Source organism: Thioalkalivibrio sp. ALJ3 (assembly GCF_000377205.1).
Lineage (GTDB): Bacteria > Pseudomonadota > Gammaproteobacteria > Ectothiorhodospirales > Ectothiorhodospiraceae > Thioalkalivibrio.
On the sequence record NZ_KB897910.1, the window covers coordinates 50016 to 72396 of the forward strand.

The window sequence follows — 22381 nt, forward strand, 5'->3', positions numbered from 1 at the left end:
ATGAACGGGATTCTGCCGTACCGGCGGTGCGAGTGTCCAGCCAGACAGGCGTTTTTTGCCCGAGCTCGGGTGATGGGCGACTGCGATATGCCGATGAGCTGGGGCCGCCGTTCGAGCCTCGCGAGATTCCGGGCGAACGGTACGTTTCGCAGGGCTCAACGCACCCTACGACACTGCCCCGATCTGCAATCGTGCCCCGTAGGATGCGAAGAACGCGGCGAATTGCATCAACGGCGGCCGGTGGGTGGTTCCAGGCGCAGGCCACGGACCTCGCCCATGGCACCGCCGGCGCGCAGCGCAGCCGCGAACGGAGACTGGCGCGCCGGTTCGCCGTTGATGGTTTCGATGGTGACGCCGCGGCGCTTGGGCAGCCAGCGGCTCCCGGCGAGCTGGCGGATGGCCTCGGTGACGAGGGCCGCGTGTTCCTCCGCGGTGTCGATGCTGGGTATCGTCTCCCAGAGGAACAGCTGGCGGCCGGAGGCGGTCAGGTACAGCAGCGGCTGGCCACCGGCCAGGGCTACCAGCGCCCCGGCGACCCGGCGCAGGCGGCCCTCGGCCGCTTCCGGCGGTTCCGGCCAGGGCAGGAGCTGGCCCCAGGGGCTGGCGGGGTCGACGCTCGCCAGCCACTGCGGTTCGGGGATGTCGTCGGCCGCGCGTTCCAGGGCGCGCAGGCGGTCCACCGCGCCGGCGCGGGCGAACTGCGCGCCGGTCAGGCCCTCGACGAAGTGGCCGCGGCGCAGCTTGCCGGCGTCCTCCATCGCGCGGTAGACGGGATACACGCGCCCGAAGCCGCCCGGCAGGCCCTCGGCGCGGGCCATCTCGCGGCTGACCACGCCGTAGCGGGCCAGCAGGTTCTCGGCCTGTTCGCGGGCGCGCTCGGTCAGCGACACGCCGGGGTCGATCAGCTCGGTGACCCGTGACCAGCGCCCGCCCGCCAGACCCTGTCCTGGTCGCCGTCGGCCGCGCGTGGACGTCCTGCGCTGGCCGAGGCTGCGCAGCGGCGCGAAGGTGTCGTTGGTGATCTGCCCGGCCCAGACCAGGTCCCAGATCGCGGCCTCGATCGCGTCCTGGCGGGCGTCCGGCTGCGCCGTCCGGGCCGCGCGTTCCAGCTCCAGGTAGAAGCAGGCGCCGCGCCGGTCCAGGGCCTCGAGGATCGCCTGCGCCAGCGGGTCGTCGCTGGCGGGGGTATCCGCGGCATCGGCCTCCGGCTCCAGCAGCACCATCGCCTGTTCGCGGCGCAGGAAGCGGATGCGTCCGTCGCGCTGGCCCAGCGCACCACTGCCCACCCAGACGAACTCCCCGGAGGCGGTGATGCGGTCCAGCGCATCCAGCGAGAAGTCGCGCACCCGCATCGGCAGCACATGGGCGGTCCAGGCGGACCAGGGCAGGGCGATGCCCTCCAGTTGCGTCAGCGTGTCGCGCAGGGCGCCGGCCCCACGGCCGGGCTCGGTCAGGCCTTGCCAGGCGGGCAGGAAGCGGCCCAGCGCACGGGCATCGACCGCGGCCGCCTCGTCGCGCAGCCGCGCCAGGGTGCGGCGCTTCAGCCGCCGCAGGATGTCCAGTTCGCACCAGTCCTCGCCCGTGCCCTGCGGTCGGATCTCGCCGCGCAGCAGCACACCGGCGCGCTCCAGGCTCTCGAGCGCCGGCAGCAGCGCGCCCGGTGCGAGGCCGTAGCGTGCGCCCAGGTCTTCGCTGCGGAACGGGCCGTGGGTGCGGGCGTAGCGGCGCAGCAGTTGTTCCAGCGGGCGCTGCGGCGGTTCCAGGAAGGCGGCGGGCAGGCCGGGCGGGGGCACCACACCGAGGGCATCGCGGTACAGTGCGGCGTCCTCGGCGGCGATCCAGCGCGGCTCGCCGGCGATGCGCACCTCCACCGCGCGCAGGGACTGGGCGAGTTGTTCCAGCCACGGCCCCGGCGTCTCGGCGCAGGCGGCTGCGACCTCGTCCCGGGTCAGGTCGCCGCGCCGGCGCAGCAGGTCGTGCAGGGCGTCGGCGTCCTGCACCCGGGTCGCCTCGGTGGCGTGCGCCAGCTCGGCCTCCAGCTCGGCGAGGGCCTCGGGGTCGATCAGTTCGCGCAGCTCGGCCTGGCCCAGCAGTTCGGCCAGCATTCCGCGGTCCAGCGTCAGCGCCTGGGCCTTGCGCTCGGCCATCGGCGCGTCCTGCTCGTAGATGTAGGCCGCGACATAGGCGAACACGAGGCTGCGGGCGAACGGCGAGGCCTGTGGCGTCTCCACCTCGTGCACGCGGATGCGGCGTTCCTGCACGCCGCGCAGGATCTGCCGAAGCGCGTCCAGATCGAACACGTCGGCCAGTACCTGGCGGTAGGTCTCCAGCACCACCGGGAAGCTCGCGTACTCGCGCACCGAGGCCAGCAGCTGCTGCGACTTCAGCCGCTGCGCCCACAGCGGGGTGCGCTGGCCGGGGCGGTTGCGCACCAGCAGCAGGGCGCGTGCCGCGTTCTCGCGAAAGGCGCTGGCGAACAGGGTGGAGTTGCCCAGCTCGCGGGTGACCGCCTCCTCCAGCTCCTCCGGGTCGGGAAACAAGGCGTCCAGCTCGGGCAGGTCCTCGCTGTCGGCCAGGCGCAGCACGATGCCGTCATCGGTGTACATCACCTGCACCTCGAAGCCGGAGCGGCTGGTCAGCGCGCCCTGCAGGGCCAGCGCCCAGGGGGCGTGCACGCGCGCGCCGAATGGCGTCAGGATGCAGACGCGCCAGTCGCCGACCTCGTCGCGGAAGCGTTCGACCACGATGCGCTGGTCCGAGGGCAGCTGCCCGGTGGCCTCGCGCTGCTCGTCGATGTAGTCGCAGAGGGTCTCCACCGCCGCCTCCGACAGTGGCGCGTGTTCCCTGAGCCAGGCGGCGCGCTCGGCGCGGCCCATGCGTGCCAGCCGCTCGGTGGCGGCGCCGATGGCCTGGCCGAGCTGGATCGGGCGGCCGGGGCCGTCGCCATGCCAGAACGGCAGCTTGCCGACCTCGCCGGGGGCGGGGGAGACCAGCACGCGGTCGCGGGTGATCGCCTCCACGTGCCAGGTGCTGGCGCCGAGGGTCACGTTCTCGCCAGTCTTCAGCTCGAACACCATCTCCTCGTCCAGTTCGCCGATGCGCGGCCCGCCCTCGCCGACATGTACGCCGTACAGCCCGCGGTCGGGGATGGTCCCGGCGTTCAGGCGCGCGGCCAGTGCCGCGCCCCGGCGCGGGGTCAGCTCGTCGCGGGCGCGGTCCCAGGCGAGCCAGGGGCGCAGGTCGGCGAAGTCGGTGCTGGGGTAATGGCCGGAGAGCATGTCCAGCGTGGCCTCGAGCAGCGGGCGCGACAGCTCGCGCCAGGGCGCGGCACGGCGGACCAGCGCGTGCAGTTCGTCCACCGTGCGCGGGCGTTCGCAGACCATCGCGACGAGCTGCTGGGCCAGCACATCGAGCGGGTTGTGCGGGGCGTGGATCGGTTCCAGTGCGCCGGCCTGCATGCGCTCGCCGATCACCGCGCATTCGAGCAGGTCGCCGCGAAAGCGCGGCAGCAGCAGCGAGCGCGAGACCTGGCCCACGCCGTGCCCGGCACGCCCGGCGCGCTGCAGCCCGCGGGCGACCGCGCCGGGGGATTCGACCATGATCACCAGATCCACCGCGCCCATGTCGATGCCCAGCTCCAGCGAGCTGGTCGCGACGATGCCGCGCAGGCGCCCGGTCTTCAGCCGGCCCTCGATCTCGGCGCGGCGCTCGTGGGAGACGCTGCCGTGGTGGGCGGCGACCAGGTCCTCCACCGGTTCGGCGTCCTCCGGCTGCTGTTCGCGCCAGGCCTCGTTGATGCGCTGGACCAGGCGCTCGCACAGCCCGCGGCTGTTCACGAACACGATGGTGGAGCGGTGCTCGAGGATCGCGGCCAGCAGGCGCGGCTCCAGGCGTGCGGCGCGGTCACCGCCAGCGGCGGGGAGCTGCCCGGTGCCCTGGCCGTACACTGCGCCGAGGATGGAGCCGGACGGGATCGGGCTTGTCGTATCCGGGCCCTCGACGGTGGCGGGTGCGTGCTCGGCGGGTGGCTCCTCGGGAGCGAGGATCTCGAGGTCCAGGCGCGGGGGCTCGGCGGCGTCGATCACCTCCACCTCGCGGTCGCCGCCAAGGAAGCCGCGCGCCACCTCCACCGGGTGCACGGTGGCGGACAGCCCGATGCGCTGCGGGTCCTCGCCGCAGTGCTCGGCCAGGCGTTCCAGCGACAGGGCGAGATGCGCGCCGCGCTTGTTGCCGGCCAGCGCATGTACCTCGTCGATGATCACCGTGTGCACTGACTCGAGGTTCTCGGCGGCCTTCGAGCCCAGCAGCAGGTACAGCGATTCCGGCGTGGTCACCAGGATGTCGCCGGGTTCGCGGGCCTGGGCGCGGCGCTCGGCCTGCGGGGTGTCGCCGGTGCGGATGTGTACGACCGGCTCGCTCGGGGCATCACCTACAGTCTGGCCCGTGGTCTGCTCCAGGCGCGCGGCGGTCTGCGCGATGCCGGTCAGCGGGGCGCGCAGGTTGCGTTCGATGTCGGTGGCCAGCGCCTTCAGCGGCGAGATGTACAGCACCGAGTAGCCGCGACGGGCATCCGGCGCGGGCTCGCCGGTCAGGCGGTCAATGGCGCTCAGGAACGCGGCGAGGGTCTTGCCGCTGCCGGTGGGGGCGATCAGCAGGCAGTGGTGGCCGGCCCGGATCGCGGGCCAGCCGCGCGACTGGATCGCGGTCGCCTGCCCGAAGGCCTCGCCGAACCAGGTGTCGGTCGCGGGGCGAAAGGGCGTGACCGGCATTGGCTCGGGCGTAGCGGGTCAGGCGTGGCCGACGGTGGTGTCGGTGGTGGCGTGGAAGTAGTCGCTGTCGCGTGCCAGCTCGTCGATCAGCTCGTGCAGCATGGCCAGACGGCTCTCGGCGTCCGCGAACGGCGCGCAGTCCTCGCACAACGGATCGCCGCAGGGCTGGCGGCTGTAGAGCCAGAAGTGCACGGCACCGGCCAGCAGGCCGTCGGCGACGTCGCCGGTCTCGGCGGCCTGGCCGTCATCGGCGAGCCGGTTCGCCAGCTCGATCAGGTGCTGGGCGGCGTTGTTGTAGGTCTGGTCGGCGGTGTCGTTCATGGGATCTCGGGACAGTCTTGTTTCAGCCAGCGCCCGCCCGTTTGGCCGGCACAGAACCTGACAGTTTACCGCTACTGGCCGATATTCCGAAGAAACAGGGGAATATGCCGCTCTTCCGGCGACAGGCCGCCGTGGGCACCGCGGAAGAATGGCCCCTCGTCGTCGTCCGGCGGGTCCACCAGGTAGGCGTCCTCCGCAGGCAGCAGCAGGTAGTCGCCGGCGCGTGCCCGTAGTTCGGGGTGCTCCCGGTCATGTCCCGGGGGCAGGCCCAGGGTCCCGGGCCCCAGCCAGTCAGCGGCGGGGACTGCGGCTACGTCCGCGCCGAAGGCGGCGTCCAGGACCGTCAGGAAGTCCGTGTCGCGTCCTTCGCGCACATGGGCGATGGCGGCACGTGGCTCGCCGGTCAGGCGGTGGCGCAGGCAGGCCTGCACCGCCGGGTGCTCGCGCAGGTCCAGCCGGCGTTCCATGGTGCGCATGCCGTGGTCAGCGGTGGTCAGGAAGATGCTCTCGGGGCGCTGGATCTGCGCGCAGGTTGCGGTGTAGGCCAGGTCCAGCTGCTTCAGGTGGCGCTCCACCTCCGGGCTTTCCGGGCCGTAGGCGTGGCCCAGGTGGTCCAGCTCCGACCAGTAGACGTAGGTGAAATGTGGCCCCGGCGTTGCGTTCACATGCGTGGCCACCCGCGCCGGCAGCTCGGACAGGTCCTCGAAGCCGATGAACGCGGCGGAGCCGTTCATCATGCGGTTGTACGGTGTGCCGCCGATCCAGTCCGGGCCGATCATGGTGGTGTGGCAGCCGAGCCGGTCGACCAGTCGGTCCGGCTGTACGCGGCCGGTCAGCTCGCGGTAGCCGAGCGTGGCCGGGCGGTCCTCGGTGTCGCGCTCCTGCCCCATCAGCACCGTCAGCGTGCGCTCGGCGGACGGCAGGCGGGTGTGCCAGCCGAGCAGGCCGTGCTGCGCGGGCGTGCGCCCGGTCAGGATGCTGCTGATCGCCGTGGCCGTGGTGCTGGGGAACACGGTCTCGAGGTCGGTTACGTAGTCCGCGCCCAGTAGCGGCGTGTGGCGGCGGTAGCGGGTGGCAAAGCCGTCGATCAGCCACAGCACGATGTGGCAGTCCGGCCCGAGGTGCTCGGATACGCCCGCCAGCGGCGGGTGGCTGGCCGCCGGGTTCAGGCTGGCCTCGATCTGGCCGAGCAGGTCCATCAGCCCCGGCGATTGCAGCCGGGCGCGCAGGATGTCATCCACGACCGAGGCGGCCGCAGGAGGGTGTGTCATCGGCAAAGGGTCAGGCCTTGCCGCCGTCGCCACCCATGCAGGGCGGGGAGTCGGCGACCTTGCCGGCACGCTCGAACCACTGGTCCGGGTCCAGCGTGTGCAGCGCCAGGGCGTGGATGCCTCCGGCCAGTTCGTCGGCCAGGGCCTGGTTCACCAGCCGGTGCCGCGCGATCAGCTTCTGGTCACGAAAGGCCTCGGACACCACCGTCACCTTGAAATGCGACTCCGAACCCGGTGGCACGTTGTGCATGTGGCTCTCGTTCACCACCTCAAGATGCTCGGGCGCAAAGTGCTCCTCCAGCTTCCGGGTAATGGTCTCCTGCATGCTCATCGACGACTCCAGTGCTTCGATTAACGGGACATCGCACTCAGTGTGCCGTGTCGTACCCGCATGTCCAGATCCTTCGCGGACGGCATGGCTGACCGTTTTCGACGGACAGGAGATCGAGTCGCGGATCAGTCTTTATGTCTGAAGATTCTCCGGAAGACCTCGTCGCCCGGTACGGTGTCTACCGAACCCGAACGGACATCTTCCAGGCGTTTTCGGGAGACCTCCGCCCATTTCCGGTCCACGCCCGCATCGGGCGGGTTAAGGCTGCGCAGTAGCGATTCGGCCACCAGTCCGCGTTCCTCCACAGGAAGGGAATTGGCTTTGTCGATGAGATCTTTGATCTTCATGATTTTTCCCGTGACATCACCATGTGCGGTGAGGAACGCAAGGACTGTGGTCATACTGGCATCTTGCGGCCGGTAGTGCGAGATGGCGGTTTGGTGGTGACATCCGGGAGGAGCTATGCGGCAGACGCTGGCGTTTGATGTTTACGGGACGCTGATTGATACGCAGGGGATTGCGGCCACACTCGAGGGATGGATTGGCGAGCGGGCGCCGGTGCTGGCGCGTGCCTGGCGCGAGAAGCAGCTGGAGTACACCTTTCGGCGCGGGCTGATGGGGGCGTACGCGGACTTCGATGCCTGCACCGAGCAAGCGTTTCAGTACTGTTGCGAGGCGCTGGGTATCGTGCTCGAATCGGAGCAGAAGGCGGAGCTGTTGCGGCGCTATCGAGAGCTCCCGGCCTTCGCTGATGCGGGGCCGGCGCTGGACGGACTGCGCGCGGACGGGCACCGCCTATTTGCGTTCTCCAACGGGACGGCCGAGACGGTCAGTGGGCTGCTGCGGAACGCCGGGCTGGAGGATCGCTTCGAGGATCTTGTCAGCGTGGACGAGATCGGCTGCTTCAAGCCGGACCCGCGGGTGTACCGGCATTTTCTGCAGCGGGCGAATGTGCTGCCCCAGCAGGCGTGGCTGGTTTCAGGCAACGCCTTCGACGTGATCGGCGCGCAGGCTGCGGGCATCAACACGGCCTGGCTCGACCGGGCAGGGGAGGGCCTTTTCGACCCTTGGGGCGGGAAGCCCACGGCCACCATCGGCGGCCTGGACGAACTGGCCGGGGCACTGCATTAGTTGGGGTCTCGCCCCCGGCAAATATTCCTGCTGGAACGGGCCATGGGTGCCCGGTGGTTGCGCTACGATGGAGACCGGGCAGCCGCCAGGAGAGGAGCGTGAGCCAGCAGGTCAAGCAGCGGGTTGCGCCCGCCGCACAATCGCCCTTGATCCGTCCGGCCGCGCTGGAGGATCTGGAGGCGCTGGTGGCGCTGGAGGATGCGGCGTTCGAGATCGATCGGATCTCGCGGCGGCAGTTTCGCTACCTGCTGACGCGCGGGCATGCGGCCACGCTGGTCGCGGAAGATCCCGGCGGGGAGGGCCTGCTCGGCTACGTGATGCTGTTGTTCAGCCGCGGTACGTCGCTGGCGCGGCTGTACTCGATTGCGGTCAGCGCGCGGGCGCGCGGCCAGGGGCTGGGGCGGCACCTGGTCGAGGCGGCGGAGGACGCGGCGCGCCAGCACGGGCGGACCGATCTGCGCCTGGAGGTGCGGCGCGACAACGCCGCCAGCCTGGCCCTGTTCCGCAGGCTCGGGTATCGCGACTTTGGCACCATCGACGACTACTACGAGGACCACATGGATGCCCTGCGGCTGCAGAAGTCGCTGGCGCCCGGGCCCGATCCGGCGCTGGTGCGCGCGCCCTACTACGCGCAGACGCTGGAGTTCACCTGCGGCCCGGCCGCGCTGATGATGGCGATGCGCGCGGTGGACCCGGCGCTGAAGCTGGACCGGCGCCTCGAACTGCGCCTGTGGCGCGACGCCACCACGATCTTCATGACCTCGGGCCACGGCGGCTGCGGGCCGTACGGGCTCGCGCTGGCGGCCGCTCATCGCGGGTTCGAGGTGGAGCTTCTGGTGCGCGATCGCGGTGTGGCGTTTGCCGACTCGGTACGCAGTGCGGAGAAGAAGGAGGTCATGCAGCTGGTGCAGGAGGACATGATCGAGGAACTGAAACAGCTCGGGGTGCCGGTGGTGCACGGCCCGGTGAACGCGTCCCAGCTGGAGGCGCGCTTTGCCGAGGGCGGGGTGCCGGTGGTGCTGATCAGCAGCGTGCGGCTATATGCCGAGCGCTTCCCGCACTGGGTCACGGTGACCGGTTTCGACGAACGCTTTGTCTACGTGCACGACCCGTTCGTGGATGTGGAGCAAGGCGAGCGCGCGGTGGACTCGGTGAACATGCCGATCGCGCGTGCCGATTTCGAGCGCATGGCGCGCTACGGTCGCGCCGGGTTGCAGGCGGCGGTGATCGTCGGCCCGCGCCGTCTGGCGGAGGGTGCGCATGCCTGAGCACCGCATCCTGGTCGAGCGGCGGGCGGACTGGAAGCCGCACTTCCCCGACCTGCCGGTGATAGCCATCGACGACTACCTGCGCGGACCGGCCGCCGACGACCCGGCTACCCTGCGTGTGATCAACCTGTGCCGCAGCCAGCGCTACCTGTCCGCCGGCTACTATGGCTCGCTACTGGCGGAGGCGCGTGGGCACCGGGTGATCCCCAGCGTGCGCACCCTGCAGGACCTGTCGCGCAAGTCCATCTACAGCCTGGATACCGAGGAGCTGGACGAGCGCGTGGCGCGCGTTCTGGGCCGCAGTCGCCAGGGCGCGCAGCCCGAGCGCCTGGAGCTGACCGTGCTGTTCGGCCAGTGCGACGAGCCGGCGCTGCAGGAGATTGCCGCGCAGCTGTTTGCCCTGTTCCCCGCGCCGATGTTCCGGGTGGAGTTCCGGTTGCAGGGGCGCTGGCAGATTCACGCCCTGCGCCCGTTCGCGCTGAACACGCTGGAACCCGAGCAGGAACCAGCCTTCTTCGCCGCGCTGGAGCGCTACCTCTCCAAGCCCTGGCGCCGCCGCCGCGGGGCGCGTAGCGCGCGCTACGAGTTGGCCATCCTGCACAACCCGGACGAGGCGATGGCCCCGTCCACGCCGGCCACGCTCAAGCGCTTCGCCCGCGCCGGGCAGGAGCAGGGGATGGATGTCGAGCTGATCCAGGCACGCGATCTGCCACGGCTGGCGGAGTTCGACGCCCTGTTCATCCGCGAGACCACCGCCATCGACCACTACACCTATCGCTTCGCGCGCAAGGCCGAGGCCGAGGGCATGGTGGTGATCGACGACGCCGACTCCATCCTGCGCTGCACCAACAAGGTCTATCTGGCTGAGCGCCTGGCCGCCCATCGTGTGCCGACGCCAATGACCGTGATCCTCAACCGCGAGACCATCCTGCGTGCGGAGGAACAGATCGGCTATCCCGTGGTGCTCAAGATCCCGGATGGCAGCTTCTCGCGCGGGGTATTCAAGGCGAACGACCGCGCCGAGCTGGAATCCATCGCCCGGCGTCTGCTGAAGGAGAGCGATCTGATCCTCGCCCAGGAGTTCGTCTACACCGAGTTCGACTGGCGCATCGGCGTGCTCAACCGCCAGCCGCTGTACGCCTCGCAGTACCTGATGTCGCGCAAGCACTGGCAGATCGTCAACCACGACGCCAAGGGTGGCCCGCGCGAGGGCGGCTTCCGCACACTGACACTGGCGGACGTGCCCGCCGCCGTGGTCAAGACGGCCGTCAAGGCCGCCAACCTGATCGGCAATGGCCTCTACGGCGTCGATCTCAAACAGACCCCGCGCGGCGTGATGGTCATCGAGGTCAACGACAACCCCAACCTCGACGCCGGCATCGAGGACAAGGTCCTCGGTGAAACGCTCTACACCACCCTGATGCAGGACTTCGTCCGCCGCCTCGACGCCGCCCGCCGCCACCGAGCCGCGCCCTGATTGGCAACGAGAGTCCACCAGTCGCCGCGTCGTAGGATGTGATGAGCGAAGCGAATCGCATCGGGGGCCGCACCGAGCGGGGAGTGGTGCGTTTCGCTGCGCTCAACGGCACCCTAAGGTTGTAGAATCAGGATGTTGCCTGCCTGTGTCGGCAGGCGGTCAGGCCACGGCCTCGGGTGGTTCCTGCAGCGGGTCGTGGAGTTCGAGGTCGACCATCAGTTCGTTGGCCAGAGCCTCCAGGTCGTCCTGCAGGGTGTGCAGGTCCAGGCCTTCCGGCACGCCCAGGCGGGCCATTGCGCGGAACATCGGCTCGCCGGTCATCGAGCCCGGTTCGCAGGCGGTCTCCAGCGTCTCGACGCTCACGCCGTGGCGCGAGAGCACGGCGGTAATATCCTGCACGATCCCCGGCCGGTCGTGTCCGATCAGGTCCAGCACCACCGGATGCCGCGCCGCCGGGGGCAGCTCGCTGCCACGCTGGATATGCACCTGCAGCCCGTCGCCTGCCAGCTCGCGCAGCGCGGCCTCCAGCGCGTCGGCGTTCTCGGCATCCACCTCCAGCAGTACCACCCCGGCAAACTGCCCGGCCAGCTGCGTCATCCGGCTTTCCAGCCAGTTGCCGCCCGCCGACCGAGCCCGCGCCGCCACCGCGCTCACCAGCCCCGGCCGGTCCGGCCCCACCAGTGTCAGAATCAACGAAGTCTTCATACGCACTTCCTCACGCGAGCCGCTATCGGGTCAACCATCCTGCGCGCCCTTGCAGGCCATGACAATGCGCTGGATGTTGCTCACGACGCAGCCGTTCTCAGGCGTCGGGCTCGGAGCCGGGGCGTGGCATGGGGTCAGGCCTTGCCTTTGCCCTTCCTGGCTGAGGAGACAAGACGCAAGGCCAGACCCCTTGGTTGTTGGCCGGGGGTGCTGGCGGGGGCCTCAGGCGTCGGCGGTTTCGGGCAGGTTGTAGAAGGCGCGGGCGGTGGCGGTGGTGTGGGCGGCGAGGTCTTCAGGGGTCTCGTCACGCAGTTGGGCCAGGTACTCGCCGATGTGGGGGAGGAACGCGGGTTCATTGCGCCGGCCATTGCCGATTTTCTTGCCACTCCCCTTGGGCAGGGTGCGCGGCAGGAGGTAGGGGGCGTCGGTCTCGATCATCAGGCGGCCGCGCGGGATGCGCGGGACCAGCGGATGCAGGTGGGTGCCGCGCCGTTCGTCGCAGACCCAGCCTGTGATGCCGATGTGGCAGTCGAGGTCGAGGTATTCGGCCAGGGCGTCGGCCTCGCCGGTAAAGCAGTGCACCACGGTGGCCGGCAGCTTGTCGCGCCAGCGACGCAGGATCTGGGCGAAGTCGTGGTGGGCGTCGCGCTCGTGCAGGAACACCGGCAGGCCGAGATCGGCTGCCAGCTCCAGCTGGGCCTCGAAGGCGATGCGCTGCTGCGGGCGCGGCGAGTGGTCGCGGTTGTAGTCCAGCCCCATCTCGCCCATGGCGACGACGTTTTCGTCCGCGCGGGCGAGGTCACTGAACCGCGCGGCGATCGCATCGGTCCACTGTCTGGCCAGGTGCGGGTGCACGCCCAGGGTCGCGCGGCAGCAGTCCGGGTACTGGTCGGCGATCTCCAGGCACTTCTCGCTCTGGTGGGCGTCGGCGCCGGTGATCAGCATCCAGGAGACGCCGGCCTCGCGGGCGCGCTCGAGGACCTCGGCGCGTTCCTTGTTGAAGGATTCGTGGGTGAGGTTGAAGCAGATATCGATCCATTCCATGCGCGGTATGCTAACGGATTGTTGGTGTGGTGCCAGTTCCCGGGCCGTCATCACGGCGAGGGGCCGGAGCTGCGGTGGCAATGACAGGGCCATGGTCCGGGTTTGACGTCGGCACCGCGGCAGCGTGTTAAACCTTTTGCAGTGCCTTTGATTTGGAGTTCGGAATGCGTGATGCGAGTCCCCAGGCGGTTTATCTGAGCGATTACCAGCCGCCGGCGTTTGTGGTGGAGAGCCTGGAGCTGGACTTTGACCTGGCGGCGGCGACCACCGAGGTGACCACGCGCATGGCGGTGCGGCGCAATCCGCAGGCGGCGGAGCCGAACGGGGCGCTGCGGCTCTACGGCGATGGCGTGGAGCTGGTGTCGCTGGCCGTGGATGGCGCGGAGCCGGGCGAGGGCATGCTAGAGCAGGACGACGAGGGCCTGCTGCTGCACGGCCTGCCGGAGTTGGCGCGGCTGGAGATCGTCAGTCGCTGCCACCCGGAGCAGAACACCGCGCTGGAAGGCCTGTATGCCTCCAGCGGCAATCTGTGCACGCAGTGCGAGCCGGAGGGCTTTCGCCGCATCACCTTCTTCCCCGACCGCCCGGATGTGCTGACCACCTATCGCGTGCGGCTGGAGGCGGACCGGGCGCAGTACCCGGTGCTGCTGGCCAATGGCAATCGCGTGGAGGCCGGCGAGCTGGATGGCGGGCGCCACTATGCGGTGTGGGAGGATCCGTTCCCCAAGCCGTCGTACCTGTTTGCGCTGGTTGCCGGAGATCTGGCCTGCCAGCGCGATACCTTCACCACAATATCCGGGCGCGAGGTCGCGCTGGAGCTGTTTGTGGAGGCGCACAACGCGGATCGCTGCGACCACGCGCTGGCCTCGCTGAAGCGCGCGATGCGCTATGACGAGGAGGCCTTCGGCCGCGAATACGATCTGGACGTGTACATGATCGTCGCGGTGGACGACTTCAACATGGGGGCGATGGAGAACAAGGGGCTGAACCTGTTCAACGCCAAGTACGTGCTGGCCAGCCCCGACACCGCCACCGACAGCGACTTTGTCGCCATCGAGTCGGTGATCGCCCACGAGTATTTCCACAACTGGTCCGGCAACCGCGTGACCTGTCGCGACTGGTTCCAGCTGTCACTCAAGGAAGGGCTCACGGTCTTCCGCGACCAGGAGTTCACTACCGACTGCACCCTGTTCGGCGTCAAGCGCATCGACGATGTCGCCATGCTGCGCGCCTTCCAGTTCCCGGAGGACGCGGGGCCGCTCGCGCACCCGGTGCGCCCGGATCACTATGCCGAGATCAACAACTTCTACACGCTGACGGTGTACGAGAAGGGCGCGGAGCTGATCCGCATGCTGCGCACCCTGATCGGTCGCGAGACCTTCCGCCGGGGGCTGGATCTCTACTTCGAGCGCTTCGACGGCCAGGCCGTGACGACGGACGACTTTGTCGCGGTAATGGCCGAGGCCAGCGGGCGCGATCTCTCCCGCTTCAAGCGCTGGTACACCCAGGCGGGCACCCCGCACGTGACTGCGAGTACCGCCTTTGACGGCCCCGGTGGCCCGGCCCGCATCACGCTCGCGCAGGAGACCCCGCCAACGCCCGGGCAGGACCACAAGGATCCGCTCGTGATCCCGGTGCGCATGGCCTTTCTCGATGCCCAGGGGCGGCGGATCCAGGCCCTCCGCGAGGGCGACGCCGCCGAGTGCGACGAATGGGTTCTGGAGCTGGATGCCGCCGAGCACACCTTCTGCTTCGAGAATCTGTCCGCCGAGCCGGTCGCGATCTCCTGGCTGCGCGGCTTCTCAGCGCCGGTGATCCTGAACGCTAACCAGGGCGTGGATGAACTGGCCCACCTGCTCGCGCATGACGACGATGCCTTCTCCCGCTGGGAGGCCGCGCAGACCCTGTTCCGCCGCGCGATCCGCGCCCGTATCGAACATGACGCTGCCGACTCCGCGCTGGAGGCTGCCACTGAGCGCGCCCTGCATGCCCTGATCGAGGACCCGGCGATCGAGCCGGTGCTGCTGGCGACCATCCTGCAGCTGCCGCCCACGCGCGAGCTGGCCGAGCTGTTCGAGCGCGTCGACCCGGTGCGGCTGCGCATGGAGCGCGACGACCTGGAGAAGCGTCTCTATGCCCCGCTGGCGGGTGCGATGCAGCAGATCCAGCCGAAGCTGGACGACGTCGACAACGGCGCCTTCACCGCCGAGGCAATGGGTCTACGCCAGCTACGCAACCGCCTGCTGGCGCTGCGTGTGGCCGCTGGCGACCAGGCCGCGGTGCCCGAGGCCCTGGCGCAGTACCAGAAGGCGCGCAGCATGACCATGCGCATGGGCGCGCTGAACGCGGTGAACGAGCTCGATCACGAGGCCCGCGAGGTGCTGCTGACGGACTTCGAGCAGCGCTACCGGGACGACCCGCTGGTGCTGGACAAGTACTTCGGCCTGCAGGCTGGCAGTCAGGTCCCGGGCGGCTTCGAGCGCCTGGAGGCGCTGCTGGAGCATCCAGGCTTTCGCTGGACCAACCCGAACCGGGTGCGTGCGGTGCTCGGGCCGTTCATGGCGCGCAACGAACGCCACTTCCACCAGGAGGACGGCGCGGGCTACCGCCGTATGGGCGGCTTCGTCGAGAAGCTGGACGCGATGAACCCGCAGACAGCCGCCCGCCTGGCCCAGCCGCTGACCCGCTGGCAAAAGGTGGACAGCGCCCGCGGCGAACAGATGCGGGCGGAACTCGAGCGCCTCGCCGCGCTCGAACTGTCACGCGACCTGCGCGACGTGATCGAGCGCGCGCTCGCGTAGGAGGCCAGCCCTCTGGCCGATGGGGTGCTGGTCGGGTCGTAATCGGCCAGAGGGCTGGCCTCCTACAGGGGGTGGCCCCGGATCTGTAGGAGGCGAGCCTCTCGCCGATGGGGCGTTGATTAAGTCCCAATCGGCCAGAGGGCTGGCCTCCTGCAGGGATGGCGCCCAAGGGTGTGGGGTGTGGTATGTTGACCGCCGATTGCTGGGCCAAGATGCCCCCAAACGAGATTTGGCCGACGTGAAAAGGGTCTTCCATCGACTGCTGTGTTGGATGCTGGTGCTGGCGATTGCCGGCCTGCCGGCGCTCGCGGCCGTCGCGAGCGTGGAAGGCGGTCACGCCGAGCATGCGATGCACGGGGCCCAATCGAAGGGCGACAAGCCTGCGGAACACGCGGCCCATGACCACTCACATGATCATGCGCACGGCGACGACCATGATCACCATGCGCATGACGATCATGCCGATACCCGATATGGCGGCGACCACGCCCACGAGACTTCGGATTCCTCTGACGCCAGCGGGGTGATCGTGCACGTGGATTGCGTGGACGCCGCCTGTATGGCGAGTTGCTCGGCCTGTAGCCACTGCCAGGGCATGCCGTCCATCACCGGCATGCATCTGCTGGCCCCGGTCACGCAGGCCCTGAGCCTGTATTCCTTCCAGAGCGGTCCGCCCGCGGCCGCGTTATACCGACCCCCGATCCTCTCCTGATCTGACTGTACCGGCCCGAGCGCCGGGGCTGTCCGCACGTCCGGTTCCACCCGGGTTTGGCGGATGGCAAGGCCGTGTCGCGCGTTCGCGCGGGATGCGGAGTCGAAGTCCGATCAAGGAGATTTTCACGATGAGAGCAACCCGATTGCTGCTCCCCGTTGTATCGGTGCTGTTCCTCGCCGGTTGCGCGGTCACCGCGCCCGAGCTGGACCGCTCCGAGCTGGCGGAGGACATCTCGGTACAGGGGATCGACCTGCCCGAGTCGGAGATGCCCCGACCCTCCGGCGAGCTGACGCTCGAAGAGGCCATTCATCAGGCCCTGTGGCGCAACCCGCGCATGCAGCAGGCCTACGCCAAACTGGATCTTACCGCCGCCGACGTGGTCGAGGCCTCCCAGTTTTCCAATCCCACCCTGTCACTGTCGGTGATGCGCCCCGAGGGCGGTGGCGGCAACGAAGTCGGGGTTGGCCTGGCCTGGGGCATTTCCGGCCTGCTGATGCGCAGTGCGCGACAGGACATAGCCGAATCCCACTGGGAGTCCACCCGTCTGCAGTTGGCCGAGGGGATGGTGGCCCTGGCCTCGGACACTGAACGTGCCTGGTATGACGCGGTGGCTGCGCGCCAGCGGGCTCAGGTGCAGGCACTGGAGACCCGTGCAGCGGATCTCGGTTCGCTGCTGGGCGAGCGCTTTTATGACGCCGGCAATATCACCGACCTGAAGCGGGCACAGCTGCGCATCCGCGCGGCAGAGGCCCGACTGAAGCTCGAGGATGCGCGTCAGCGTGAACGCGAGACACGTCTGCGACTGGCCCACCTGATGGGGCTGCCCGGCGAGGTCGATGACTGGGAGGTTCCCGGCAAGCTGCCGCTGCCGCTGGCCGCTGTGGATGACCGCGACGCCCTGGTCGAACAGGCCCTGGAACAGCGGCTGGACCTGCGGGCCCTGGATCACGCCCTGGAGGGGCTCACCGAGGGCGTGGCCCTGGTGCGGCGCTATCGGTGGCTGGGTGACATCGAGCCCGGTATCGAGTTCGAGCGCGAGACCGATGGCACCCGCCTTTGGGGTGGTGGCATCTCCTTCACCCTGCCGATCTTCAACCAGAACCAGGCCGGCATCGCCCGGGCCGAGGCGCGGCTGGAGGACGGCGAGGCCCGGAAGGCCAAACTGGAACAGGCGGTGACCGCCGATGTCCACCAGCACTTCGTCCGGCTGGCCCATAACCGGGACAAGTTCAGCACCAAGCGCTACGAACTGCTCCCGGCCCGCGAAATCGAGCTGGAGCGCATGCAGGAACGCGTCAACTTCATGTTCGACGATGTCTTCGACCTGCTGGTGACCAAGCAGGAAGAGCTGGCCGACTGGCAGCGAGCCGTGGCCGCGCTGGGTGACTACTGGCGGGCCCGGGTGGATCTGGCCTTTACGGTGGCCGGCGAGCTGCCGGGCGGGGCGCCGGGTGACGAGGGCTATCTCGAAACCGACGCGCTCGAGCATGACCCGTCCGAGATGGATCACGACCATCATGACCACGGTGACCACGGTGACCACGGTGACCACGGTGACCACGGTGACCACGGTGACCACGGTGACCACGGGGATCACGGGGATCACGGGGATCACGGGGATCACGGGGATCACGGAGATCACGGAGATCACGGAGATCACGAGGATCATGACCATGGCGATCACGGTGACCACGGCGACGACGGTCACGGAGGGCATCACTGATGAAACGGCGTAATTTCCTGCTGGCCGCCGGCGCGGCAATGCTGCCGGCAACCACCCTGACCCGGGTAATGGCCGAAACGGGTCACGAGCACCACAACGAGGGCGATGCCACGCCCGGCGAACGCACCGAACAGGGCTACATGCCGGTGCACACGCCGAACGGCTGGACCCTGCCGTACGAGATGAACAACGGCGTGAAGGAGTTCCACCTGGTCGCCGAGGAGATCGAGCACGAGTTCGCGCCCGGTTCGGTGGCCAAGTGCTGGGGCTACAACGGCACCACCCCGGGGCCGACCATCGAGGCGGTGGAGGGCGACAAGGTCCGTATCTACGTGACCAATCGCCTGCCGGAATACACCTCGGTGCACTGGCACGGCATCCATCTGCCTTCCGGCATGGACGGTGTGAAGGGTGTGACCCAGCCGCCGATCCACCCGGGGGAGACCTTCGTCTACGAGTTCGAACTGAACCAGCACGGCACGCACATGTACCACCCGCATGCCGACGAGATGGTGCAGATGGCGATGGGGATGATGGGGATGTTCATCATCCACCCGAAGGACGGCGAGATCGAGCCGGTGGACCGCGACTACGCGATCCTGCTGCACAACTGGGCGCTGCATCCCGGTACCCGCACGCCCGATCCGTCGATCATGGTCGACTTCGACCTGTGGTCGATGAACTCCAAGGTGTTCCCGGCCATCGACTCGCTGGTGGCGAAGACCGGCGAGCGGGTGCGCATCCGCATGGGCAACCTCTCGATGTGGAACCACCCGATGCACGTGCACGGGGTGTCCTTCGAGGTGACCGGCTCCGATGGCGGGCGCTGGCCGCGCGAGCAGTGGCGCAAGGAGACCACCGAGATCGTGGCGGTGGGCCAGACCCGGGATATCGAGTTCATCGCACCACCCGGTGATTGGGCGTTCCACTGCCACATGACCCACCACACGATGAACCCGATGGGGCACGGCATCGCCAACACCCTGGGTGTGGACCAGTCCGGCCTCGAGGAGGAGATCCGCTCCCTGCTGCCCGGCTACATGGCGATGGGTGAACACGGTATGGCGGACCACCAGGACCATACCGATGGCGGCCACATGCGCGGTCCCGAGAACACCCTGCCGATGGGTATGGGACATGGACCGTTCGGCAACATCGGTATGGGCGGCATGTTCACACTGGTCAAGGTGCGTGACGACCAGGAGCCTGGGGACTTCAGCGATCCGGGCTGGTACTGGCACCCGGAAGGTGAGGTCGCCTGGAGAGTGAGCAGTGACCCCGATTTCGGCAATCCGGTCCGTCGCGGCAAGGTCGCGGATGCGGATTCCGATGGGCTCCCGACCCCCAGCCGTGATGCCCACGGTGGGCATGGAGGTCATGGGGGACATGGAGGACACAACGGCCACGGAGGCCACAACCACTGAGCTTCCACCGGCACGGGCTCCGGGACTGACACAAGGTGGCCCCGGTGGCCCGCGGTCGGTGGACTCTGACACGACACAACTGCACTTGTATAAAGAGGAAACTCATCATGATGACGATTCGTACCCGCAATACCCTGCGTTCGGCTCTTGCAGCCCTGCTACTCGCTTTTGCCTCTCCCCTGCTGGCCCACGAAGGCGAGATGGGGCAGGTCCCGGAGGATGGCTCTACAGTGCAGGGCACCCCGGAGGAGATCGGGATTCACTTCGATGGCGCGATGCGCATTACCCAGTTCGATGTGATTGGCCCGCAGGGCCGCGTGTCTCTGGAAAACAAGCCGGGCAGTGACCCGACCGAGGAATACCATGTGCAACCGGCCGGCACGATGGAGCCCGGCAATTACGAGGTGCGCTGGCGCGGCCTGGCTCGCGACGGCCACATGATGTCCGGGACCTTCCGCTTTACGGTAGAGGACTGAGCCGTGGCCTGGCTGTCTGCGCTTGCCGGTGTGGATGCCTGGACGGTCGCCATGATCCTGGTGGCGGCCGGCTTCTATGCCGGTGCCTTGCTGGCGGCCGGAGCGGTGTTGTTTCGCCTGGCGTTTCCGGATCTGCCCGATCCGGAACGTCGGGCGGCCAGCCGCACGGGGGCGATCGCGGCCTGGGTCGCGATCGTGCTGGCCCTGATCGAGTGGCCACTGCAAGCCGGGTATCTCGGCGGTGGCAATGGTGCGGCCGCCTTCGACCCGGCGCTGCTCGGGATGGTGTTCGAGGGCGCTCAGGGGACCCAGCTTATCCTCGCCGTGAGCGGTTTGCTGCTGGTGCAGGCGATCCTGCTGGATGCCCGACGCCTTCCGGGCCTTGGGCATGGCCTGAGTCTTGGAGGCGTGTTGCTGGTCATGCTGGCCTTCGTGCAGGTCGGGCATACGGTCGACGAACCCCGATGGCTGCTGGGCAGCCTGCTGGTGGTCCACCTGCTGGCAGCCGCGTTCTGGATCGGCTCGCTGTGGCCGCTGTATCGCCTGGCGGGGCACCCACCTGGCGGAATGGATGCCGTACGTATCCTGGATCGTTTCGGTCGGGTGGCGGTGTTCGGTGTCGGCCTGCTGGTGCTCGCGGGTGTTGTCCTGGCTGCGCTGCTGCTCGGTGGCGTCACACCACTGCTCACGACCGGCTACGGGCAGTTCCTGATCGGCAAGGTACTGATCGTCGCGCTGCTCCTGCTGCTGGCGGCGTCCAACAAGTGGCGCCTGGTGCCGGCTTTCGAGCGGGGCGAGCCTCGGGCCTCGCAGCGCCTCCGGCGCAGTATTGCGCTGGAGATCGGGCTGGTGGGGCTGGTGCTGCTGGTCACGGCCGTACTGACCATGGTCAGTTCCCCGGCCAACGGGTAGAGAAAGGGGCACCTCCCGGACATCCGGGAGGTGCCATTGGGTATCAGATCGGGCGCTGGGCGACAGTGGCCTCGAGTTCGACCTCCTCACCCTCGCGCAGGAGCTTGATTGACAGATCGGAGCCCGGATCGGTACGGGCGATGATGTTCAGAGCCTCGCGCGGGCTGTTGACCGTGTCGCCATTGAGGTGGGTGATCACGTCGCCGATCTCGATGCCGGCGTCCTGGGCCGGGCCGTCGCGCAGGATGCCGGCGACCAGCACTCCGCGCGGGGCATCCAGCCCGAAAGAGTCGGCCAACTCGCGGTTCATCGCCTGGACCTCGATGCCCAGCCAGCCGCGGGCGACATAGCCTTGTTCGATGATCTCGGTCATGACCTCGCGGGCGAGGTCAACGGGGATTGCGAAGCCGATGCCGTGGGAGCCGCCCGAGCGCGAGAATATGGCCGTATTGATGCCGATGACCTCACCTTTGGCGTTGATGAGGGCGCCACCGGAGTTGCCGGGGTTGATCGCTGCGTCGGTCTGGATAAAGTCCTCGAAGGTGTTGATCCCGAGCTGGTTGCGCCCAGTGGCGGAGACGATCCCCTGGGTCACGGTCTGCCCGACCCCGAAGGGGTTGCCGATCGCGAGCACGACGTCGCCGACGCGCAGTTCGCGGGAGTGGCCGACCGTGGCCACCGCCACGCCGTCGGTGCGGATGCGCAGGACGGCGAGGTCGGTATCGGGGTCGATGCCGATGATTTCGGCCGGGTGGGAATCGCCATTGGGCAGGACGACGGCGATTGCGTCGGCTTCCTCGATCACGTGGTGATTGGTCAGGATATGGCCCCGATCGGTCATGATCACGCCGGAGCCCAGGCTGGCCTGTTCGGTGTCGCCCGGCGGCATGGGCTGGCCAAAGAATTCGTGCAGGTCGAGGACGCCGGGGGTGTCGAGCACGCGCGAGGTCATGATGTTGACCACAGCGGGCGCGGCCCGCTCGACGCCGTCGGCATAGCTGACGGCGGCATCCTGATTGACCGACGTGGAGAAGGGGTCGGCGACCTGCAATTCCGCCCGGTCGCTACGATCGCGATCCAGGACGTGCGGAAAGAACACGGCCACGACCACGGCGATCGCGACGCCGGTCAGGGCGGCTTGCAGCAGGAAACGCGAGAAATTCACCATATAGCGAATATACCGAAATGGGATGGGCTGCACAGCCGCCGATCCCGGTTTAGCCGGAGAACCCGTCGTGATCGAACGTGATGTATTGATGCAGGCCCTGAACGAGGAGCTCCAGCCGGAGCGCTTTCGCGACTACTGCCCAAACGGGCTGCAGGTGGAGGGGCGATCGGAGGTGCGCCGCATCGTCAGCGGGGTCACGGCATCGCTGCCACTGATCGACGCCGCGATCGAGGACGGGGCTGACACGATCCTGGTGCACCACGGCTATTTCTGGAAGGGCGAACCGGAGGTGGTGACCGGCATGAAGCGCGAACGCCTGCGCCGGCTACTGGAGCACGATATCAACCTGGTGGCCTACCACCTGCCGCTGGACGCGCACCCGGAGCTGGGCAACAACACGCAGCTGGCCAATCGTCTCGGCTTTGCGATCGAGGGAGTGCTGCGCGAGGACGGCGTGGGCCAGTACGGACGGCCCGCCGCCGAGGTGTCGGGTGCGGATTTGCGCGACCACATCTCGGCTGTACTCGAGCGTGAGTGCCTGTGGGTGCCGGGTGGCGAGCGGCCGATCCGGCGGGTCGCCTGGTGTACCGGTGGGGCGCAGTCATTGCTGATGGGGGCGGCGGCGCAGGGCGTGGACGCCTATATCAGTGGCGAGATCTCCGAGCAGACTACCCACGAGGCGCGTGAAACGGGTGTGCACTACTTTGCCGCCGGGCATCATGCGACCGAGCGGTACGGGGCGCCCGCCCTGGGAGAGTGGTGCGCGCAGCGTTTCGGTCTGGAGCACCGGTTTATCGACATCGACAACCCCGCCTGAACCGGGGCTTCGGCGTGCGCACATTGAC

General features: G+C 68.6%; 18 protein-coding genes. 10 read left to right on the plus strand and 8 right to left on the minus strand.

The window, feature by feature from the left end; translation table 11 throughout:
• Positions 1-227: 227 nt before the first annotated feature.
• The 5 genes from C935_RS0111080 to C935_RS0111100 all read right to left on the minus strand — a co-directional run bounded on the left by C935_RS0111080 (position 228) and on the right by C935_RS0111100 (position 7039).
• Positions 228-4769 (minus strand): DEAD/DEAH box helicase, encoded by a 4542-nt coding sequence (locus C935_RS0111080; protein ID WP_018862565.1) that lies wholly within the window; start codon positions 4767-4769, stop codon positions 228-230.
• 18 nt (positions 4770-4787) lie between these two features.
• Positions 4788-5090, minus strand: coding sequence for a hypothetical protein (locus C935_RS0111085; RefSeq protein ID WP_018862566.1), 303 nt, complete (start codon positions 5088-5090; stop codon positions 4788-4790).
• A gap of 71 nt (positions 5091-5161) precedes the next feature.
• Entirely contained in the window at positions 5162-6361 is a 1200-nt protein-coding gene (locus C935_RS0111090) for an alkaline phosphatase family protein (protein ID WP_018862567.1), read from the minus strand.
• 10 nt (positions 6362-6371) lie between these two features.
• Complete coding sequence (locus tag C935_RS0111095; RefSeq protein WP_018862568.1) at positions 6372-6692, minus strand: BolA family transcriptional regulator; 321 nt, start codon at positions 6690-6692, stop codon at positions 6372-6374.
• A 125-nt stretch (positions 6693-6817) separates the two neighbouring features.
• Positions 6818-7039, minus strand: a complete 222-nt coding sequence (locus C935_RS0111100; protein ID WP_018862569.1) for an addiction module protein — start codon at positions 7037-7039, stop codon at positions 6818-6820.
• Positions 7040-7154: 115 nt separating this feature from the next.
• On the opposite strand from C935_RS0111100, the gene C935_RS0111105 reads away from it, so the two are divergent.
• From C935_RS0111105 to C935_RS0111115, 3 genes are all read left to right on the plus strand, one after another.
• Positions 7155-7823 carry a haloacid dehalogenase type II gene (locus C935_RS0111105; protein WP_018862570.1) on the plus strand — a complete coding sequence of 223 codons (669 nt, stop codon included), beginning with the start codon at positions 7155-7157 and terminating at the stop codon, positions 7821-7823.
• Between the two features lie 98 nt (positions 7824-7921).
• Positions 7922-9091, plus strand: coding sequence for a GNAT family N-acetyltransferase/peptidase C39 family protein (locus tag C935_RS0111110; protein ID WP_018862571.1), 1170 nt, complete (start codon positions 7922-7924; stop codon positions 9089-9091).
• Complete coding sequence (locus C935_RS0111115; RefSeq protein ID WP_018862572.1) at positions 9084-10568, plus strand: RimK family protein; 1485 nt, start codon at positions 9084-9086, stop codon at positions 10566-10568. Before C935_RS0111110 ends, C935_RS0111115 begins: the two co-directional genes overlap by 8 nt.
• A gap of 159 nt (positions 10569-10727) precedes the next feature.
• Here C935_RS0111115 and C935_RS0111120 read toward each other — a convergent pair whose 3' ends face one another.
• Both C935_RS0111120 and C935_RS0111125 read right to left on the minus strand, forming a co-directional pair.
• On the minus strand, positions 10728-11273 hold the full coding sequence (locus C935_RS0111120; RefSeq protein ID WP_018862573.1) for a glycine cleavage system protein R: 546 nt from the start codon (positions 11271-11273) through the stop codon (positions 10728-10730).
• Between the two features lie 222 nt (positions 11274-11495).
• A complete protein-coding gene (locus C935_RS0111125; protein ID WP_018862574.1) occupies positions 11496-12317 on the minus strand; it encodes a TatD family hydrolase in 822 nt (273 codons plus the stop codon).
• Positions 12318-12481: 164 nt separating this feature from the next.
• On the opposite strand from C935_RS0111125, the gene pepN reads away from it, so the two are divergent.
• The 6 genes from pepN (at position 12482) to C935_RS0111155 (ending at position 20368) form a co-directional block, all read left to right on the plus strand.
• Positions 12482-15118: an aminopeptidase N gene (gene pepN, locus C935_RS0111130; protein ID WP_018862575.1), complete on the plus strand. Its 2637-nt coding sequence runs from the start codon at positions 12482-12484 to the stop codon at positions 15116-15118.
• Positions 15119-15389: 271 nt separating this feature from the next.
• Positions 15390-15830, plus strand: a complete 441-nt coding sequence (locus tag C935_RS0111135) for a hypothetical protein (RefSeq protein WP_018862576.1) — start codon at positions 15390-15392, stop codon at positions 15828-15830.
• Positions 15831-15975: 145 nt separating this feature from the next.
• Positions 15976-17556 (plus strand): TolC family protein, encoded by a 1581-nt coding sequence (locus C935_RS0111140; RefSeq protein ID WP_018862577.1) that lies wholly within the window; start codon positions 15976-15978, stop codon positions 17554-17556.
• Positions 17556-18980: a multicopper oxidase family protein gene (locus tag C935_RS0111145; protein WP_018862578.1), complete on the plus strand. Its 1425-nt coding sequence runs from the start codon at positions 17556-17558 to the stop codon at positions 18978-18980. Before C935_RS0111140 ends, C935_RS0111145 begins: the two co-directional genes overlap by 1 nt.
• A gap of 107 nt (positions 18981-19087) precedes the next feature.
• Positions 19088-19456 carry a copper resistance CopC family protein gene (locus tag C935_RS0111150; RefSeq protein ID WP_018862579.1) on the plus strand — a complete coding sequence of 123 codons (369 nt, stop codon included), beginning with the start codon at positions 19088-19090 and terminating at the stop codon, positions 19454-19456.
• A gap of 3 nt (positions 19457-19459) precedes the next feature.
• Positions 19460-20368, plus strand: a complete 909-nt coding sequence (locus C935_RS0111155) for a copper resistance D family protein (RefSeq protein ID WP_018862580.1) — start codon at positions 19460-19462, stop codon at positions 20366-20368.
• A gap of 43 nt (positions 20369-20411) precedes the next feature.
• Here the strand turns inward: C935_RS0111155 and C935_RS0111160 are convergent, their stop codons facing one another.
• The gene (locus C935_RS0111160) at positions 20412-21536 is read right to left on the minus strand and encodes a S1C family serine protease (protein WP_026278775.1); all 1125 of its coding nucleotides are present in this window, start codon (positions 21534-21536) and stop codon (positions 20412-20414) included.
• A 67-nt stretch (positions 21537-21603) separates the two neighbouring features.
• Here C935_RS0111160 and C935_RS0111165 point away from each other — a divergent pair, with 67 nt between their 5' ends.
• Positions 21604-22353: a Nif3-like dinuclear metal center hexameric protein gene (locus tag C935_RS0111165; protein WP_018862582.1), complete on the plus strand. Its 750-nt coding sequence runs from the start codon at positions 21604-21606 to the stop codon at positions 22351-22353.
• Positions 22354-22381 lie beyond the last annotated feature (28 nt).

What these genes read in the sequence shown, in the direction of transcription:
- C935_RS0111080 (WP_018862565.1), bottom strand. Translation starts at nt 4,769, where the DNA reads ATGCCGGTCACGCCCTTTCGCCCCGCGACCGACACCTGGTTCGGCGAG.
- C935_RS0111085 (WP_018862566.1), bottom strand. Translation starts at nt 5,090, where the DNA reads ATGAACGACACCGCCGACCAGACCTACAACAACGCCGCCCAGCACCTG.
- C935_RS0111090 (WP_018862567.1), bottom strand. Translation starts at nt 6,361, where the DNA reads ATGACACACCCTCCTGCGGCCGCCTCGGTCGTGGATGACATCCTGCGC.
- C935_RS0111095 (WP_018862568.1), bottom strand. Translation starts at nt 6,692, where the DNA reads ATGAGCATGCAGGAGACCATTACCCGGAAGCTGGAGGAGCACTTTGCG.
- C935_RS0111100 (WP_018862569.1), bottom strand. Translation starts at nt 7,039, where the DNA reads ATGAAGATCAAAGATCTCATCGACAAAGCCAATTCCCTTCCTGTGGAG.
- C935_RS0111105 (WP_018862570.1), top strand. Translation starts at nt 7,155, where the DNA reads ATGCGGCAGACGCTGGCGTTTGATGTTTACGGGACGCTGATTGATACG.
- C935_RS0111115 (WP_018862572.1), top strand. Translation starts at nt 9,084, where the DNA reads ATGCCTGAGCACCGCATCCTGGTCGAGCGGCGGGCGGACTGGAAGCCG.
- C935_RS0111120 (WP_018862573.1), bottom strand. Translation starts at nt 11,273, where the DNA reads ATGAAGACTTCGTTGATTCTGACACTGGTGGGGCCGGACCGGCCGGGG.
- C935_RS0111125 (WP_018862574.1), bottom strand. Translation starts at nt 12,317, where the DNA reads ATGGAATGGATCGATATCTGCTTCAACCTCACCCACGAATCCTTCAAC.
- pepN (WP_018862575.1), top strand. Translation starts at nt 12,482, where the DNA reads ATGCGTGATGCGAGTCCCCAGGCGGTTTATCTGAGCGATTACCAGCCG.
- C935_RS0111135 (WP_018862576.1), top strand. Translation starts at nt 15,390, where the DNA reads ATGCTGGTGCTGGCGATTGCCGGCCTGCCGGCGCTCGCGGCCGTCGCG.
- C935_RS0111145 (WP_018862578.1), top strand. Translation starts at nt 17,556, where the DNA reads ATGAAACGGCGTAATTTCCTGCTGGCCGCCGGCGCGGCAATGCTGCCG.
- C935_RS0111150 (WP_018862579.1), top strand. Translation starts at nt 19,088, where the DNA reads ATGATGACGATTCGTACCCGCAATACCCTGCGTTCGGCTCTTGCAGCC.
- C935_RS0111160 (WP_026278775.1), bottom strand. Translation starts at nt 21,536, where the DNA reads ATGGTGAATTTCTCGCGTTTCCTGCTGCAAGCCGCCCTGACCGGCGTC.